This is a genomic window from Providencia sp. UF-224 (assembly GCF_058245955.1).
In genome coordinates, this window is record NZ_JBSICC010000005.1 from 1 (window position 1) to 17,459 (window position 17,459).

Below are 17,459 nucleotides of genomic sequence, written 5' to 3' on the forward strand. Positions count from 1 at the left end.
TTGGTGTTGGTGTTGGTGTTGGTGTTGGTGTTGGTGTTGGTGTTGGTGTTGGTGTTGGTGTTGGTGTTGGTGTTGGTGTTGGTGTTGGTGTTGGTGTTGGTGTTGGTGTTGGTCAGGGTATAAAAAAACAGCGCCGTATAAGATACAAGCGCTGTTTGATGTAATAATTAAGATTTACAGCCTATTATTGACCGTAAATATTTACACGATCACGTAACTCTTTACCTGGTTTGAAGTGGGGAACGTATTTACCTTCCAGTTCCACTTTGTCACCAGTTTTTGGGTTACGGCCAACGCGTGGTGCACGGTAGTGAAGAGAAAAACTGCCGAAACCACGGACTTCAATACGCTCACCGCTAGCTAACGTATCAGCCATATGCTCAAGAATTTCCTTTACAGCTTCCTCAACGGTTTTTGCTGAAAGATGAGATTGCTGGCTAGCCAGTCTTTCAATTAACTCAGACTTGGTCATAGTACCTCCCTAAACTACCGCTACAAAGGAGCAACACTGTCGTTGCTCCCACTTAATTATTCGCCTTTAGCTGCTTTGAAAGCTTCAGCCATAGCGTTGTTGCCGAATGCTGTATCTTCTTGTTTGTTCACAGCTGCAACAGCGTCTTTCTCATCAGCTTCGTCTTTAGCGCGAACAGACAGGTTGATTACACGGTTTTTACGATCAACACCAGTGTATTTAGCTTCAACATCATCACCAACGTTCAGAACCAGAGTTGCATCTTCAACACGGTCACGTGAAGCTTCTGATGCACGCAGGTAACCTTCAACGCCCAGTGTCAGCTCAACAGTTGCACCTTTAGCATCAACTGCGATTACTTTACCAGTTACGATTGCGCCTTTCTTAGTTGCTGCTAAGTAGTTATTGAATGGATCTTCAGCTAACTGTTTAACACCTAAAGAAATACGCTCACGCTCTGCGTCGACTTGCAGAACAACAGCTGCGATTTCGTCACCTTTTTTGTATTCACGAACTGCTTCTTCGCCTGCAACGTTCCAGGAGATGTCAGACAGGTGAACCAGGCCATCGATGCCGCCGTCCAGTCCGATGAAGATACCGAAGTCAGTGATAGACTTGATTTTACCTTCAACGCGGTCGCCTTTGTTGTGAGTTTCTGCAAATTGCTGCCATGGGTTAGATTTGCATTGTTTCAGGCCCAGTGAGATACGACGACGTTCTTCATCGATATCCAGAACCATAACTTCAACAACATCACCAACGTTAACAACTTTAGATGGGTGGATGTTTTTGTTAGTCCAATCCATTTCTGAAACGTGAACCAGACCTTCAACGCCTTCTTCGATTTCAACGAAGCAACCATAGTCAGTCAGGTTAGTAACGCGACCAGTCAGTTTAGTACCTTCTGGGTAACGTTTAGCGATTGCGACCCAAGGATCTTCGCCCAGTTGTTTCAGACCCAGAGAAACACGAGTGCGCTCACGGTCGAATTTCAGAACTTTAACATTGATTTCATCACCAACGTTGACGATTTCGCTTGGGTGTTTAACACGTTTCCAAGCCATGTCAGTGATATGCAGCAGGCCGTCAACACCGCCCAGATCAACGAATGCACCGTAGTCAGTAAGGTTCTTAACGATACCTTTAACTTCCATGCCTTCTTGCAGATTTTCCAGCAGTTGATCGCGCTCAGCGCTGCTTTCAGATTCAATTACAGCACGACGAGAAACAACAACGTTGTTGCGTTTCTGATCCAGCTTGATTACTTTGAACTCAAGCTCTTTGCCTTCCAAGTGAGTAGTATCACGAACTGGGCGTACATCTACCAGTGAACCTGGTAAGAACGCACGAATGCCATTCAGTTCAACAGTGAAACCACCTTTAACTTTACCGTTGATAACACCAGTTACAGTTTCAGCTTCTTCGTAAGCTTTTTCCAGCATCAGCCATGCTTCATGACGTTTAGCTTTCTCACGAGACAGGATAGTTTCACCGAAACCATCTTCTACTGCATCCAGAGCTACATCGATTTCGTCGCCAACTTGGATTTCTAGCTCACCCTGAGCATTTTTGAACTGTTCTACTGGGATAGCAGATTCTGATTTAAGACCTGCGTCAACCAGGACTACGTCTTTGTCGATGGCAACAACAGTACCACGGACGATAGAACCAGGACGAGTTTCAATATTCTGCAGGGATTCTTCAAAGAGTTGAGCAAAAGATTCAGTCATATTAATGATCTTCAAGAGTTTTAAATTAACGTCCACTTAGCTTCCCGCCAAATGGGGTTGTTTCACATACCCAACAACATTCCATGTCGCAAGGTTGATGTTATGCTAATTAAATAACCAGCATAACGGTAAGTGCGTATATTATCTAATTATAAGCTAAAATAAAGCCTATTATCACGATAATTGTAGAATTTTTTTTGCGTAGGTGCGTGCTTTTTCAATAACTTCCTCAATCGACATACTTGTGGAATCCAGCACTAACGCGTCTTTCGCGGCAACAAGAGGCGCAACGGAACGGTTACGATCTCGGAAATCACGCTCCTCAATTTCGCTCAAAAGACGTTCAAAATTAACATCAAAGCCCTTTTCTTGCAACTGCTTCATACGCCGATGCGCTCGCTCTTTCGCTGAAGCATCAAGGAAAATTTTGACTGGCGCATCAGGAAAAACAACTGTTCCCATATCGCGGCCATCAGCAATTAACCCTGGCATAGCACGAAATGCGCGCTGACGTCTTAACAACGCTTCTCTAACACGAGGAAAAGTCGCCGTTTGTGAAGCTGTATTACCAACAGTTTCCGTTCTTATTTGATTGGAAACGTCTTCTCCTTCTAAAATGACTTTTAATACATTTTCTTCAGGAACAAAGCGAACATCTAAGTTTGCGGCCAGAGGCACCAATGCATCTTCTGATTGGATATCGACATGGTGATGTAAAGCAGCCAGTGCCAACACACGATATATTGCACCAGAGTCTAAAAGTTGCCATCCAAAATCGTTTGCCAATGCTTGACAAAGAGTCCCTTTGCCTGCACCGCTAGGTCCATCAACCGTGATTACAGGGGCGATTGCCACCATAAAAATCTCCTTTCCTGCAAATAGCCTTGGCTACCTGCAATTGAATTCAGTGAAGGCATTATACCAATTCATCGATTTTGTGAAATAAGCAGGTTCTGATGATTGCAATAAAATAGGAGAAAATTGATTTCTAGGTGGAATGAAAGAAGTTGATATTACGGTATTAATATCAACCTCTTTTAATCGAATGATTAACTTAGTCGAGCTAGTTGTTCAAAGTAATCTGGGAACGTTTTTGCCGTGCAACCTGGATCCAAGATAGTTACTGGTGTATCTGAGAGTGCAACTAAAGAAAAGCACATCGCAATACGATGGTCATTGTAAGTTTCAATTTCAGCATGCTTTAATTTTTTCGGCGGGACGACTCGAATATAATCATGCCCTTCCTCAACTTCAGCACCCACTTTACGCAGCTCAGTTGCCATCGCATATAACCGGTCAGTTTCTTTTACTCGCCAGTTATAAATATTACGAATGACTGTTTCACCCTCTGCGAATAATGCAACAGTTCCAATGGTCATTGCAGCATCAGGGATGGCATTCATGTCCATATCTATCCCTGTTAATGTTCCACGCTCACATTCGACAAAATCATCCCCCCAGCGAATGGTTGCGCCCATTTTTTCCAGTACATTGGCAAACTTAGTATCGCCCTGTAAGCTGTTGCGACCTATTCCCGTGACTCGCACGGTACCACCTTTAATTGCCGCAGCAGCTAAGAAATAAGAGGCAGAAGAAGCATCACCTTCAACTAAGTACTCACCTGGTGATTGATATTGTTGCTGGACTTTAATGATAAAGTGCTGGTATTGATGATTTTCCACTTCAACACCAAAGGTTTTCATTAATGCCAATGTGATATCAATATACGGTTTGGAAACTAACTCACCAATAATCGAAATAGTTGTGTCTTGCTCCGCACGAGGTGCAGCCATTAATAATGCGGTTAAAAACTGGCTGGATACTGAGCCATCAACCGAAATTTCCCCACCGACAAAACCACCTTTCAGGCGAATTGGTGGGTAATTTTCTTGCTCTAAATATTCAATGACAGCACCGCCTTCTCTTAGCGCATCCACTAAATGCCCAATTGGACGCTCTTTCATACGAGGTTCGCCAGTCAGCACAATATTATTATGGCTTAATGACAAAGCCGCAGTCAGTGGGCGCATTGCAGTTCCTGCATTCCCTAAAAATATTTCTAGCGCATCTGGATGAGATAAATTTCCCCCCAAACCTTCCACACGACAACGTGTTTTATCTTCAGAAAGTTGATAGCTCACACCTAACAAGCTTAATGCATTCAGCATGTGGCGAATATCATCACTGTCTAATAAGTTAGTGAGTGTGGTCGTTCCTTTGGCCATCGCCGCTAATAATAGTGCGCGGTTTGAGACACTTTTTGACCCTGGCAAGTTGATTGTGCCGTTAATTGAAGAGATAGGTTGTAATGTCAGGGATTGCATAAAAAGCAGTTTCTCCAGTGAAGTTTGCAAGTAAATAATATTCGGCCCTATTTTCTTTTTAATCGAATTGTGAGAGCACAAATAACCGACTGAACATCCTATTTCAGTCGGCAAATCTGATTATTGTGCGTGATGGCGTTCAAAATTAGCCATAAAATCAACCAATGCCTGCACGCCGTCTAATGGCATAGCATTATAGATAGACGCACGCATACCACCAGCCACTTTGTGGCCTTTTAGTGAAAGTAGCCCTTGGTCTTTTGCTTCTTCAATAAATTTGGCATCTAGTGAAGGGTTTTGCATTTGGAAGGGTATGTTCATCCAAGAACGGTTTTCTACCGCAACGCGGTTGATATAAAACTGACTGTCATCAATGGCGTTATAAAGCAACTGTGATTTTTCATAATTGCGTTTTGCCATTTCTTGCAAACCGCCCTGTGCTTTCAGCCATTTGAAAACCATACCCGCTAAATACCACGCAAATGTTGGCGGAGTATTAAACATAGAATCAAATTTTGCTAACACAGTATAATCAAATACTGATGGCGTTTGTGGGGATGCTTTACCTAGCAGGTCTTCACGGATAATGACAATCGTTAACCCTGCAGGCCCGATATTTTTTTGTGCCCCTGCATAAATCACGCCATAGCGGCTAACATCGATAGGTTTAGATAGGATGGAAGAAGAGTAGTCTGCTACAATAATTTTATCTTCAGGAAAATCAGGTTCTTCGTGGATTGCTAGTCCACCAATGGTTTCATTAGGGCAATAATGCACGTAGGCCGCATCATCACTTAAAGGCCACTCGCTCATAGGTTTTAAGCTTACAACACCATCTTTTTCTTCTGTAATATCGATGACATTTGGTTTGCAATATTTTTCAGCTTCTTTCGCCGCAGATTCAGACCAATAACCACTAACAATATAATCTGCCGTCGTTTTGCCATCTAATAAATTCATTGGCAAGGTAGCAAAATGTGCGCGGGCACCGCCATGACAAAATAACACTTTATAGTTATCTGGAATATTTAATAAGTCACGTAGGTCTTGTTCGGCTTCAGACGCCACTTCAATAAAGTCTTTTCCGCGATGGCTAACTTCCATTACCGAAACGCCTAAGCCTTTCCAATTACAAAATTCTTGTTCAGCACGACGCATCACTTCAACAGGTAGCATTGCTGGACCTGCACTGAAATTATAAACCTGACTCATTGACCTCACCCTATCTTCAATTATAGTTAGCAAAATTCACTCAGATACTTAAAGTTGTACCATTGTGAGCCTTTAGCTGCAACGGTTATTGTCGCTAGAGAATGAAAAGTAATAGGGGAATTTGGGGCGGAATATAGAAAAGAATTTTGTTAATCTCGTCACACTCTCAACAACCCTAATTTTATGAAGAGATTAACGATAAAAAACAGATAATATCCCGAATTGCCCCCGAAAATGACAATGCGGGATATTCAAACGAAGGATTGATTAACTAATCACTTTACTCACAATTTCGATTGCTTCCTTTTCGATTAGGCGAAGGTGTTCTTCACCACGGAAACTTTCACAATATATTTTGTAAGCTTCTTCGGTTCCTGAAGGCCGTGCAGCAAACCAGCCATAATCCGTCATAATTTTTAATCCACCAATGGATGCACCATTACCCGGAGCTTCGGTTAAGCGTTGAGTAATTTTATCCCCGGCTAACGTATCTGCGGCAACCATCTCTGGAGATAATTTACTCAGCTTGGCTTTTTCTTCATGGCTTGCTTTGGCTTGAATACGGTTATAAATTGGCGCACCGAATTTTTCAGCCAATTTATTATAACGTTGCTGCGGATTTTCACCTGTAACTGCTGTGATTTCAGCGGCTAACAAGCACAGAATAATACCGTCTTTGTCTGTTGACCACGGCGTACCATCGAATTTAAGGAATGATGCACCGGCGCTTTCTTCACCACCGAAACCCAGTTTCCCACTAAATAAGCCATCAACAAACCATTTAAAGCCAACCGGCACTTCAACAAGTTCACGGCCAATATCGCTGACAACACGGTCAATCATCGCGCTGGAAACGAGTGTTTTGCCAACGGCAACATCTTTCCCCCACTGTGGGCGATGTTGAAATAAATAGTCAATCGCAACAGCAAGGTAGTGGTTAGGGTTCATTAGGCCATCAGGTGTCACAATACCGTGTCTGTCATAATCAGGGTCATTAGCAAATGCTAAATCGAACTTCTCTTTCATGCCTAATAGGCCAGCCATTGCCCAACTAGATGAGCAATCCATGCGGATAACCCCATCATGGTCAAGCGGCATAAAACGGAACGTTTGGTCTAATTGATCATTAACAATTTCAATATCTAATTGATAATATTCTGCAATTTTTTTCCAGTACTCAATGCCTGAGCCACCTAATGGGTCAACGCCAATTTTCAGCCCTGACTTCGCAATGGCTGCCATATCAACAACTTCACCAAGTGCAGTCACATAAGGCATGACCAAATCCTGGCTGGTGACATATTCACTTGCCATTGCCACATCAAAATTTAAACGCTTAACCCCAGCAAGGTTGTTTGCCAATAATTGATTGGCTTGTTTTTCAATGACTGAAGTTAAATCCGTATCTGCTGGGCCACCATTTGCGGGGTTATATTTGATCCCGCCATCTTCTGGTGGATTATGTGATGGCGTAATGACAATACCATCCGCTATATCGGTGTGGGAGCGGTTATAACTTAAAATGGCATGAGAAACTGCAGGCGTTGGCGTGAAGCCATTATTTTCCTGAACAATCACATGAACTTGGTTAGCCGCTAATACCTCAACTACGGTAATAAACGCTGCCTCAGATAATGCATGCGTGTCTTTACCGACATAACAAGGCCCCGTTACACCTTGTTGTTTTCGTAAATCAGCAATCGCTTGTGCAATTGCTAATATATGATTTTCATTGAAGTTTTTACGCAACGAACTACCACGGTGGCCAGATGTGCCAAACTTAACAGCATGTGAAGCATTTCCCGGCTGAGGTTGTTGCGTATAATATTGAGCGGTTAATTGAGCGACATTGATCAAGTCACTTTGAAACGGAAGCTGCCCTGCACGTTCATGTATTGTCACTTGTTTTCTCCCAAAGCACTGATGCTTGGTTACCAACATCAGTGAATTCAGTTATTAAATGGTATTACTCACTTTTTCAATCACATTAGCGGGAAATTGCATTTCCTGCATGATGGCATCGACCATACTGCGTTTGCGATTGGTATTTGTGTTAGTTATCACCCAGTAAGGCGTGCCGGGTATATGACGAGGCTTAGACTGTTTGCCCGCGGCAAGCAGAGTTTGTTCATCACCTGCAAAGTAAACACGCGTGCGACCGTGCATAAGCTCAGTTGCACTCGCAAAGCGTTTCGCATCTAAGCTGTATAGTGTCGACAAAATTAACATAAAACGGTCGATGGCTTTGCTTTTTTCAGCATAGGCATCCGACAATAATAATTCGCGAACAACTCTGACCGGGTTTTGTGCAGTCACAGGTACACTCGCTGCAGATTCTGCCTTAATCACCGGTTGTGCCTGACTAATCTCTTTAACTGGTACTGGCTGCCCGGATTTGAAATTTAACATACGGCGCAAGATATCCGATGCACTTTCACCGATATGCTGTGTATGGCTCGCAATATAGCGGTAAAGCTCTTCATCAACTTCTATCGTTTTCATTTTTTCCCAGTACTTATTTAACTAAAATTCGCGGTGTGATTATAAGACAGTTTTAAAAAAAACAAAACAATTAAAATTTCAACAACTTAAAGTAAACATAGTTCTAAGTTCGATGGTATTTCAGTATGTTATCGTCCTATTACTTTAGGTGTTTTTATTCTGTGCTAACGTTCAATTTTCTGAGTTCCTGTTATAACCCATTTATTTTTCATTGATCTAGCTAAATATCCTTTACATAAAGATGCAAACTCGAATATTTGGATTTTCTCTATAGCCATGACATGATAAGTGACTTACTTCTCTAATTTTTGATAAGAAAAATATGACTCTGTTACTCAACCATACTATCCATAAACCCGAAAATCCACTGAGCAATAGCCCTGTCGTTCTTATTCATGGGTTGTTTGGCGACCTCAATAATTTGGGTGTACTTGGTCGCGACCTTCAACACTATTTCGATACCATTCAAATTGATGTTCGCAACCATGGTGATTCTTTTCGTGCTGAACAGATGTCTTATCAACAGATGGCACAAGATGTTATTAGCCTTATCCAATCATTAGGTTATGAAAGTGCAATTTTAATTGGGCACTCTATGGGCGGTAAAATTGCCATGGCTGCCACTGAAATTGCCCCTGATTTTATTGAAAAACTTGTCGCGATTGATATCGCTCCAGTTGCATACAAAGTTCGCCGCCACGATAAGATTTTTGCAGCACTAGATGCTGTCACCGCTGAGCACGCAAAAAATCGCCAAGATGCCGCCGCGATTATGCGAAATGAAATAAACGAAGAAGGCGTTATCCAATTTTTGCTCAAGTCTTTTAAACAAGGTGAATGGAAATTCAATATCCCTGCCCTTAAGGCTAATTACGAAAAAATTATAGGTTGGGAAACCGTGCCATCATGGGATAAGCCAGTCTTATTGATCCCTGGCGGTAACTCCCCTTACGTACAAGCTGAATATAAAGACGAAATTGCCGCTCAATTTCCAAATGCAAAAGCATGGGTTGTCGCAGATACGGGGCATTGGGTGCACGCAGAAAAACCTGATCATGTTTTAAGAGCTATCCACAGGTTTCTTTCTATTTCTCAGTAATGCCTCTATTTATAAAGATATTGAAATATTATTTTCCATTTCAATATCTTTACACCATCAATCCACCACAATAATTAATTATTGAATAAAAGAATAAGACAAACTTCAATACACAGACAATATTAAAATCTGTATTATCTTTTTTAAAGAAACTTAAAGAAAATAAAACTATATATTAATTTTATTTTCTATATTCAAAGGAATGATTAATACCAAGAATGAAAAACATTCATGAACCATCAACTTTATATTTCATTAATATCATTGCTAAATTATCAGGAGCAACTCACCTTAATGAACTTGAAACATTAATTAACCAACCAATAAATTATAATGAAAAAATAAAGTCAATCCAAAAAAAGCATAATATTAGCTGTAAAAAAAAACACAGAAAAAATAAAGATGTTTTTAAGATTTCCTGTCCCGCAATTTTATATAATGAACAGGGGGAAGCTTTTTTATTAGCTAATCGAAATAATGAACAAGTCTTAGTGCAATCATTTGGTCAAACTCCCCCTGAGATTTGGGATATCGCACAGCTCCAGCAACAATGGAGTGGGCACTGGCTACATGTAAGTTTAAAACAAGGGCAATTTGATATCACTTGGTTTCAAGTGGAATTTTTGAAATACAAATCAATCATTCTTTGGGTTCTATTTTTCTCATTCATACTTCAAATATTGGCATTAGTCTCTCCCATTGTAATGCAAGTAATCATGGACAAAGTATTAGTCCATAACAGTTTATTAACCTTAGATGTTTTAGTTTTTGGGCTTATTATCGCGGCAATTATAGAAGTTACATTAAAAGGCTTACGGCAATATATTTATCACCATACTGTTAACCGAATTGATGTGACATTAGGGTTAAAATTGGTTGATCACTTACTTCGCTTACCGATTCCTTTTTTTAAGAACCGCCAAATTGGGGCAATTGTTACCCGTGTTAAAGAACTTGAAACGATCAGAGAGTTTTTAACCAGCAGCTTCTTTACACTATGCGTTGATGTTTTATTCCTGTTTGTCTTTATTTTTGTAATGAATTTAATCTCAAGCACACTCACTCTAATATTTTTATGCTCAATTCCATTCTATTTATTATTAGCGTGGTGGCTAACCCCCAAAATTGAAGCGGCAGCTCAACAGCAGTTTATGAATATTGCCATCAACACTTCATTCTTAACAGAAAGTATTAATGGTATTGAAACTGCAAAAAGTTTATCTGTAGAACCCAATTTTACCCGTCGTTGGGATAAACAGACATCGGATATGAGCCATACGAATTTTACTTCGGGGCAAATTGGCTCTCGTTCAGAGCATCTAGTAATGCTGATTGAAAAGACCACCAGTGCAATCATATTATGGGTTGGTGCCTCAGAAGTTCTCGCCTTACAAATGACAATCGGCCAGTTTATTGCTTTTCACATGATGGTAAACCATGCCAGCCAGCCATTAGTGAAACTCGTTAAATTATGGGGAGATTACATTCGAACTCATGTCGCTATTGAAAAGTTATCACAAATAATCAATTTACCTGTAGAACAGAATCGCCAAGAAAACACAGTGCCAATAAAGGGTAATGTTCATCTGGATAACATTTGTTTTCGTTACCAGCCCAACACTCCCTACATCCTTCAGAATTTTAATTTGAATATCAAAGCGGGTGAAACCATCGGTATTGTTGGCACATCAGGTTCAGGTAAAAGCACCTTAGCACGCCTGTTACTCCGATTATACAGCCCTGAAAGTGGAACAATTTTTATTGATGGTATGCCGTTATCCTCCGTCAACATTCACTCATTGAGACAACAAATAGGCATTGTTCTTCAAGAGAATTTCTTATTTAGCCAATCTGTTTTCAATAACATCGCCCAGACTCAGCCTAACGCATCTATGGATGATGTTGTGCATGCCGCTAAAATGGCAGGAGCTCATGAGTTTATTCTTAAATTACCGATGGGTTATGACACTGTTTTAGCAGAAGGTGGTTCATCTCTTTCAGGTGGTCAACGACAACGCATTGCAATAGCAAGAACCTTACTTGCTAACCCCAAAGTAATTATTTTTGATGAAGCAACCAGCGCTTTAGATGATGAATCTCAAGCCATTATTCAAAAGAATATGCAGATTATCGCACAAGGCAGAACAGTAATTACCATCGCACATCGCCTTTCAACAATTCGTAATCACCAACGAATTATCGTCATGCAAAACGGGGAGATTATTGAGCAAGGCAGTCATCAGCAACTCATTGAGCAAGGTGATTTCTATAAGCATTTATGGACGCTACAACAATCTCTTAAATAAGACACGGATGTCACATGAAACAAAGATTAGAAAAAATACGTTATAACAGTTTTTTACCTTCCCATTTGGCTATTTTAAAAACACCGCCCTCTTATTTAGCTTCATGTGTTGCGATTTTAATCAGCTTGGGTGTTTTTATTGCTATTATTTGGTCGTTTTTTGGCAAATTAGATATTCAAGCAACCACTCAGGGGAAATTAATTGTCTCTGGGCGTACTCAACAAATTCAAGCGTTTGAGTTAAGCCGTTTACAACACATTCATGTAGCAGATGGCCAAAAGGTTAAGCAAGGTGAATCATTATTTACTGTAAATGTTTTAGGGGTAGATCAAGACATTCAAAGTTTACATTACCAACGTAATTTCCAACTCATCGAAGCATTAATTTATCAAGCGCTCCTATCGCATCAACCCGTTGGCCAATTGCCCTTATTTAATACGCTCTCTAAAGAAGAAAAAACCAGCGCAGTTGCAAGTTATCAAACACAAAAAATAGAGTTTGATTCGCTTATCAATGAAATATCAAATGAAATCCAACTAAATACCGTTAATCAACAAGCTAGGAAAAATGAATTAAAAACAATCAACGCTCTCATCCTGAATATTAAAAAACGGCTAGAGGCACACCAGTCACTGAGTCAAAAGCAAATTATTAGCCAAAAAGAATTCCTTGAACAAGAACGTGAGTTACTTATTGCCCAAAAAGAAAAAACGACCAAGCTCTCCGAGTTGTCTATTTTAGACAGTCAGCATCATGCTTTGATTAAAAAACGCGATCGGATAAAAGCGCAAAAAAACCAAGAATGGGATGAAAAATATAAGCAAGCAGCATTTAAGCAAGTCTCTCTTGACCAAGAGTTACTAAAAAACCAAGAAAGAAATCAGCTTGAAATTATTCGAGCGCCAGTTGATGGTACTGTTCAGCAGCTTGCCACACACACAATTGGTGCTGTCCTCCAACCTGCACAGCAATTAATGGTGATTGTTCCAAATAACCACGTTCAACTCGCTGAGATCAAAATCCTGAACAAAGATATTGGCTTTATTCATGAAGGGTTAAAAGCCGAAGTAAAAATAGATGCGTTTCCGTATACCCGCTACGGAACAATTGACGGCGAAATTATTTCAATTTCGAGGGATAGCACCCAAGATGAAAATTTGGGATTAGTTTATTTAGGGCAAATTGGTTTACATCAAAATTCATTATTGGTTGAAGGTGAGAAAATTGAACTCACCCCAGGCCTTTCCATTGTGGCTGAAATTAAAACAGATAAACGACGCGTTATCGATTATCTCCTTAGCCCTATCAATGAATACACCTCGAATGCAATGAGAGAAAAATAATCAATGGAACAGATGAATAATAACGGCTTGGAAGCCATTGTTTGGATTGCTAATTACTACAAAAAAAATGTGACAAAAGAACAGCTTCGTCATGCTATTGGGCTGCAAGCTACCTTACCTACTGAATGGGATATCCGAGAGTGTGCTCATACTTTAGGGTATGAAACTGAGCTTATATCACTATCTCACTCACAATTAAATTCATTGCCACTGCCTGCTTTGGTTTATTTTGAGGGGATGTGGAAAATTTTAGATAGCAAAAACGAAATTGTGCTTATCAATCCAGAGAATAACGAGCAGCAAGCTATTCATGATATTACGTTCAATACACATGCTCAGTTAGATGTTTTGTTAATTAAGGAACAACAAGAAACGGAGCAAAAAAAGGCCTTTGGTTTTGGCTGGTTTATTCCTTCAATAATGCGCCAATATTGTAAGCTGCGAAATATTTTCATTCTTTCTGCTGTCATTCAATTATTCGCCTTAATCAGCCCACTTTTATTTCAAAACCTTGTTGATAAGGTTTTGGTAGGCCGAAGTATTTCCAACTTACACGTCATTGCCATCGCTATTTTTGCAATTGCTGTTATGGAGCCCGCCTACACATTTTTACGCAACAAAATATTTAGCCACACAAGCAGCCAAATAAATGCTGAATTATCAGGAAAAATTTACCGCCATCTCATGGCATTACCATTAGATTATTTTAAATTGAGACCAACTGGGAAAATCATTGCACGCGTTCGTGAACTCGCCAATATTCGGCAATTTCTGACCGGCTCAACCTTAATGCTGTTCATTGATTTCACTTTTGTCATCATTTTTATTGCCGTTTTATTTTCCTACAGTTCCCTTATGGCTTGGATTTTAATGGGGTCGATGGGGGTATTTTTTATTTTATGGATGATACTGGGTCCTATAATCCGTCAACAAACAGAAAAAGCCTATCAAGCTGACGAAAATGGACTGACCTTTCTGACTGAAAGTATTACGGGAATTGAAACAATAAAAACAACAGCAACCGAAAAATACTTTAATCAACGATGGAAGAAAATCTTCAGTAAACAGCTCCTTCAAAACTTCAAAGTCTCCATGCGCAGCGAAATTGCAGGGCAGATAATGACCCTAGTCAGCAAAGTCACCACTGCAATACTTCTATGGGTTGGTGTTAAAGAGGTTTTAAACGGTGGAATTAGCCCTGGCGAATTAGTTGCTTTTAACATGCTAAGTGCGCATGTAACACAACCTGTTTTACGATTTGCTCAAGTATGGCAGGATTTTCAACACACTATCATCTCGCTACGCCGCGTAGGTGATATTTTGGATAAACCCGTTGAAAATGAACGTCAAGGGATTGCAAGTTCAGCAGCAATACAAGGTAAAATTGAATTACAAAATATCCGTTTTCGTTACCAACCAGATACCCCTGAAGTACTCAATAATTTAACCTTATCCATTAAAGCTGGAGAGTTTATTGGGATAACTGGGCCATCTGGCTCAGGGAAAAGCACACTAACAAAATTACTACAACGCCTTTATGTTCCACAACACGGTCAAGTGATTATCGATGGGATGGACTTAGCTGCCGCAGATACGGTTTCATTGCGCCGAAGAATGAGTATAGTTTTACAAGAAAGTACGCTATTTGTTGGGTCAATTGCCGAAAATATTCGGTTAAGCGTTCCACAGGCTTCTCAAGAACAAGTCATTCGTGCTGCAAAATTAGCCGGCGCTTATGATTTTATTATGTCCTTGCCTGATAACTTCGATTACCCACTGTCTGAAAGAGGGGTAAACCTCTCAGGGGGACAACGCCAACGTGTCGCTCTTGCTCGAGCCTTGCTGACTGAACCTGATATTTTAATCCTTGATGAGGCCACCTCTGCACTCGATTATGAATCTCAGGGTGTGCAAAGATTGATTAACGATTTATAGCTAGCAAAGCCGCACTACAAGCCAGCCAGCATTTTTGCGATTTGCTAATTTTTGCCTATTTTTACCAATTCCTCTCATTTTTGTGTCACAATTTCGGCACAGTCTGTCACAGTGATTTTCCACCTACATGACCCCGCAGAAAATTTCCGCAGGGGTATGGGTGCAATCAGTCAGAGTGAGTTTAGTTTAATTTAAAGCTAATCCCATCCAATAGTAACCCTGATGAACCATCGCCTCCCGCCTCAAGCAGTACATCGCCATTTGGGTTAACTCTCAATATCCTAGCGCCCCAGCCTAGCCCGCCGCCAACTCCATACGCTGGTACTAGTCTTGATGTTTTATTAAACTCAGAATATCGCCCAATATTAAACAATTTAGCCCCTTGCGTGACTCCTGCTCCATGTAGACCTCCGTTAATATAAATTAACCCATCTATGACTGTTGCTGATGGTGGGTTATTCATGTAGGGGTTTACATCAGGCTCTATAGTAATAGGTAGCTCTAACTTAGAGAACTTTATTTTTAAATCTTGAGCTTGCATCACTGGTGTGATGATTTTCGCTAACCCCTGAGAGCTAGGGTGATTGATACCATTCCCGCCATACGGCATTTTTCTATCTGCTAGATTATTTCCTAATCCCCACATCTCGCGGTCTGTAATAATTTTCTTCCGTTGTGTTGGTTGCCCTAGCATCACGCGAATTTTGGAAATGTTACCAGACTGAACGCCGCCCATACCTATTTTAGGCCTAACAGTACCGCCATGCCGAACCATGTAAAATGATGTAACATATACGTTATTAGTTCCATCTTTTGGCTCTTGAGATGGGTCTAGCCCTATATAAATATTACACTCGTTATTAATAACCGTTGTCACTAACCAGAAATCACCAGAAGGCACTTGAATATCAGTTGTTTTGCTGTAATAAGCATTCATATATTCAGTCCTGCCTGTCACTACAAAATTGTTGGACGCATCAACACCGATGTAAATCCAATCTTCTGATTGATCACCGCCGCTATTAATGTAAATAACTTTGCTTTTATCCCATCCTGAAATTAATGCCTCAAATGAGAAATCAACGCACGCATCAGCGGTATAAGCCCCGTTAACTGGCTCTTGATTAGGGATTTCTTGCAACTCGCAAGAAATTTGGTCTTTACCATCTCGAGCTTGAACAAAATAACGATTGAAGTCAAAAACAGAGAAGCCAGCCCATCGCCCATAAGTTCTCTCGAAACCAGCGGCAAAGTTTCTTCCCTCTTGGAATCGAAGGCCATCAAAACTGGAACCGTTATTGTATGTGCTACCCCTTGATGGAACTAAGCAAGTACACATAATGAAGTGTGCGTATGGCAAGCCTACACGTACTTTATTAATAGTTGATAGCATCGTTCCTGCGTTAAAGCTGTCACGGTCATTCATTCCGAAAGCAAACAGGACAATATCAGCGTCAGTATCAACGATATAGTCAGTCCAATTTCTGGCAGGATCAGTGTACCAAGGCGACCTAAATGATGTCGGTTTTGTATTCGCATTCGCCCACGTTTGACCACCAATAGCTCTATTGATAAATGTAAAGGTATGGTCAGGGTTTTGTGCTTGTAATGCTGATTTAATAATCGACCACTGACAGACGCCCAAAGTTAGGGAGTCAGCCCAGTCTAACGATATCGAATCGCCCATAATGACGACTTTAATATCTTTCTTTTTGAGCTTGTTTATCTTGATGTTTGATGTGTTTGTTAAAATTGGCTCACTGCAAAGTTTATCTTCAATAGGAACATTGTATAAGCCGTTGTAAGGCGTTGAGCTCGTAAATTTAGCAGGTCCGTAAAATTTAAAATCGGTTAAATGAACAACTCTCCTGCCGTACAAGTAATTTGTATAGCTATACTCAGGGTCAACAGGATATGGCTTATCCATGTAAATTTCAGTCACGACACCTTCGTCATAAAGCTCTTGTAACTTCTGGTTTAATAACGTCGCATTGTTTTTCTCATCTGCCATGTTTTCAGATAAGCCGAAAGAACTAATATTTACTCTTATGGATTTTATTGCGCTGCCAACAGTGTTATCTGGGTAGCTCTCTAAATCAGAATAACCGACCATTGATGAACCCTTGCTGCTTTTTAAGTCATTAACAAACCCTCTTTTGAATTGATCAGGGTCATACTTCAGCACATTAGGATAATAGAATTGCTGCTCTCCATATGCGTTGTAAACTGCCATGCTATGGCCTTCTACTGTCACGAATTTAGCAATTTGCCCGTTGTAAACAGGGAAGCCAGCTTGGTTGATGATTAGCGGCTGAGCGACAGGTATTGTGCTGCCATCTTCATTTTCCAAATAAACTTGGATTTGATTTTCTGGTATGGTCGGATCGGTATCAATCTTACCAATATAAATTTTGCCATTACTCGCCGCTTGGAATTTCCTTGCGAGAGTAAATAATTGGCTGGGCATGCTGATTACAACATTGGGTATGATTTCTGACATTGCTTTCTCCAAGCGTGAGTAGTCGCAGCGCTATAG

The 17,459-nt window shown here is 40.5% G+C and carries 12 protein-coding genes; 4 read left to right on the forward strand and 8 right to left on the reverse strand.

Translation table 11 applies throughout. The annotated features are described in order from the left end of the window. Positions 1 to 184 precede the first annotated feature (184 nt). The 7 genes from ihfB to seqA form a co-directional block, all read right to left on the reverse strand. Positions 185 to 472, reverse strand: coding sequence for an integration host factor subunit beta (gene ihfB, locus AC4IFO_RS06485; protein WP_006813582.1), 288 nt, complete (start codon positions 470 to 472; stop codon positions 185 to 187). A gap of 56 nt (positions 473 to 528) precedes the next feature. Further along, complete coding sequence (rpsA, locus tag AC4IFO_RS06490; protein ID WP_004909559.1) at positions 529 to 2,202, reverse strand: 30S ribosomal protein S1; 1,674 nt, start codon at positions 2,200 to 2,202, stop codon at positions 529 to 531. A 174-nt stretch (positions 2,203 to 2,376) separates the two neighbouring features. Further along, complete coding sequence (gene cmk, locus AC4IFO_RS06495) at positions 2,377 to 3,060, reverse strand: (d)CMP kinase (RefSeq protein ID WP_490732848.1); 684 nt, start codon at positions 3,058 to 3,060, stop codon at positions 2,377 to 2,379. Positions 3,061 to 3,251: 191 nt separating this feature from the next. Then, positions 3,252 to 4,526, reverse strand: a complete 1,275-nt coding sequence (gene aroA / locus AC4IFO_RS06500; protein WP_490732849.1) for a 3-phosphoshikimate 1-carboxyvinyltransferase — start codon at positions 4,524 to 4,526, stop codon at positions 3,252 to 3,254. Positions 4,527 to 4,646: 120 nt separating this feature from the next. Next, a complete protein-coding gene (gene serC / locus AC4IFO_RS06505) occupies positions 4,647 to 5,738 on the reverse strand; it encodes a 3-phosphoserine/phosphohydroxythreonine transaminase (protein WP_490732850.1) in 1,092 nt (363 codons plus the stop codon). A gap of 267 nt (positions 5,739 to 6,005) precedes the next feature. Then, complete coding sequence (gene pgm / locus AC4IFO_RS06510; RefSeq protein ID WP_490732852.1) at positions 6,006 to 7,640, reverse strand: phosphoglucomutase (alpha-D-glucose-1,6-bisphosphate-dependent); 1,635 nt, start codon at positions 7,638 to 7,640, stop codon at positions 6,006 to 6,008. A gap of 54 nt (positions 7,641 to 7,694) precedes the next feature. Next, on the reverse strand, positions 7,695 to 8,240 hold the full coding sequence (gene seqA, locus AC4IFO_RS06515; RefSeq protein WP_490732854.1) for a replication initiation negative regulator SeqA: 546 nt from the start codon (positions 8,238 to 8,240) through the stop codon (positions 7,695 to 7,697). Positions 8,241 to 8,562: 322 nt separating this feature from the next. On the opposite strand from seqA, the gene ybfF reads away from it, so the two are divergent. The 4 genes from ybfF (at position 8,563) to AC4IFO_RS06535 (ending at position 14,923) form a co-directional block, all read left to right on the forward strand. Beyond that, positions 8,563 to 9,339 carry an esterase gene (gene ybfF, locus AC4IFO_RS06520; RefSeq protein ID WP_490732856.1) on the forward strand — a complete coding sequence of 259 codons (777 nt, stop codon included), beginning with the start codon at positions 8,563 to 8,565 and terminating at the stop codon, positions 9,337 to 9,339. A gap of 218 nt (positions 9,340 to 9,557) precedes the next feature. Continuing rightward, entirely contained in the window at positions 9,558 to 11,645 is a 2,088-nt protein-coding gene (locus AC4IFO_RS06525) for a peptidase domain-containing ABC transporter (protein ID WP_490732858.1), read from the forward strand. Between the two features lie 14 nt (positions 11,646 to 11,659). Beyond that, the gene (locus AC4IFO_RS06530) at positions 11,660 to 12,988 is read left to right on the forward strand and encodes an HlyD family type I secretion periplasmic adaptor subunit (RefSeq protein ID WP_490732860.1); all 1,329 of its coding nucleotides are present in this window, start codon (positions 11,660 to 11,662) and stop codon (positions 12,986 to 12,988) included. Between the two features lie 3 nt (positions 12,989 to 12,991). Further along, positions 12,992 to 14,923 (forward strand): type I secretion system permease/ATPase, encoded by a 1,932-nt coding sequence (locus tag AC4IFO_RS06535; RefSeq protein ID WP_490732862.1) that lies wholly within the window; start codon positions 12,992 to 12,994, stop codon positions 14,921 to 14,923. A gap of 181 nt (positions 14,924 to 15,104) precedes the next feature. Here the strand turns inward: AC4IFO_RS06535 and AC4IFO_RS06540 are convergent, their stop codons facing one another. Beyond that, the gene (locus AC4IFO_RS06540) at positions 15,105 to 17,423 is read right to left on the reverse strand and encodes an SGNH/GDSL hydrolase family protein (RefSeq protein ID WP_490732864.1); all 2,319 of its coding nucleotides are present in this window, start codon (positions 17,421 to 17,423) and stop codon (positions 15,105 to 15,107) included. Between the last annotated feature and the right edge of the window lie 36 nt (positions 17,424 to 17,459).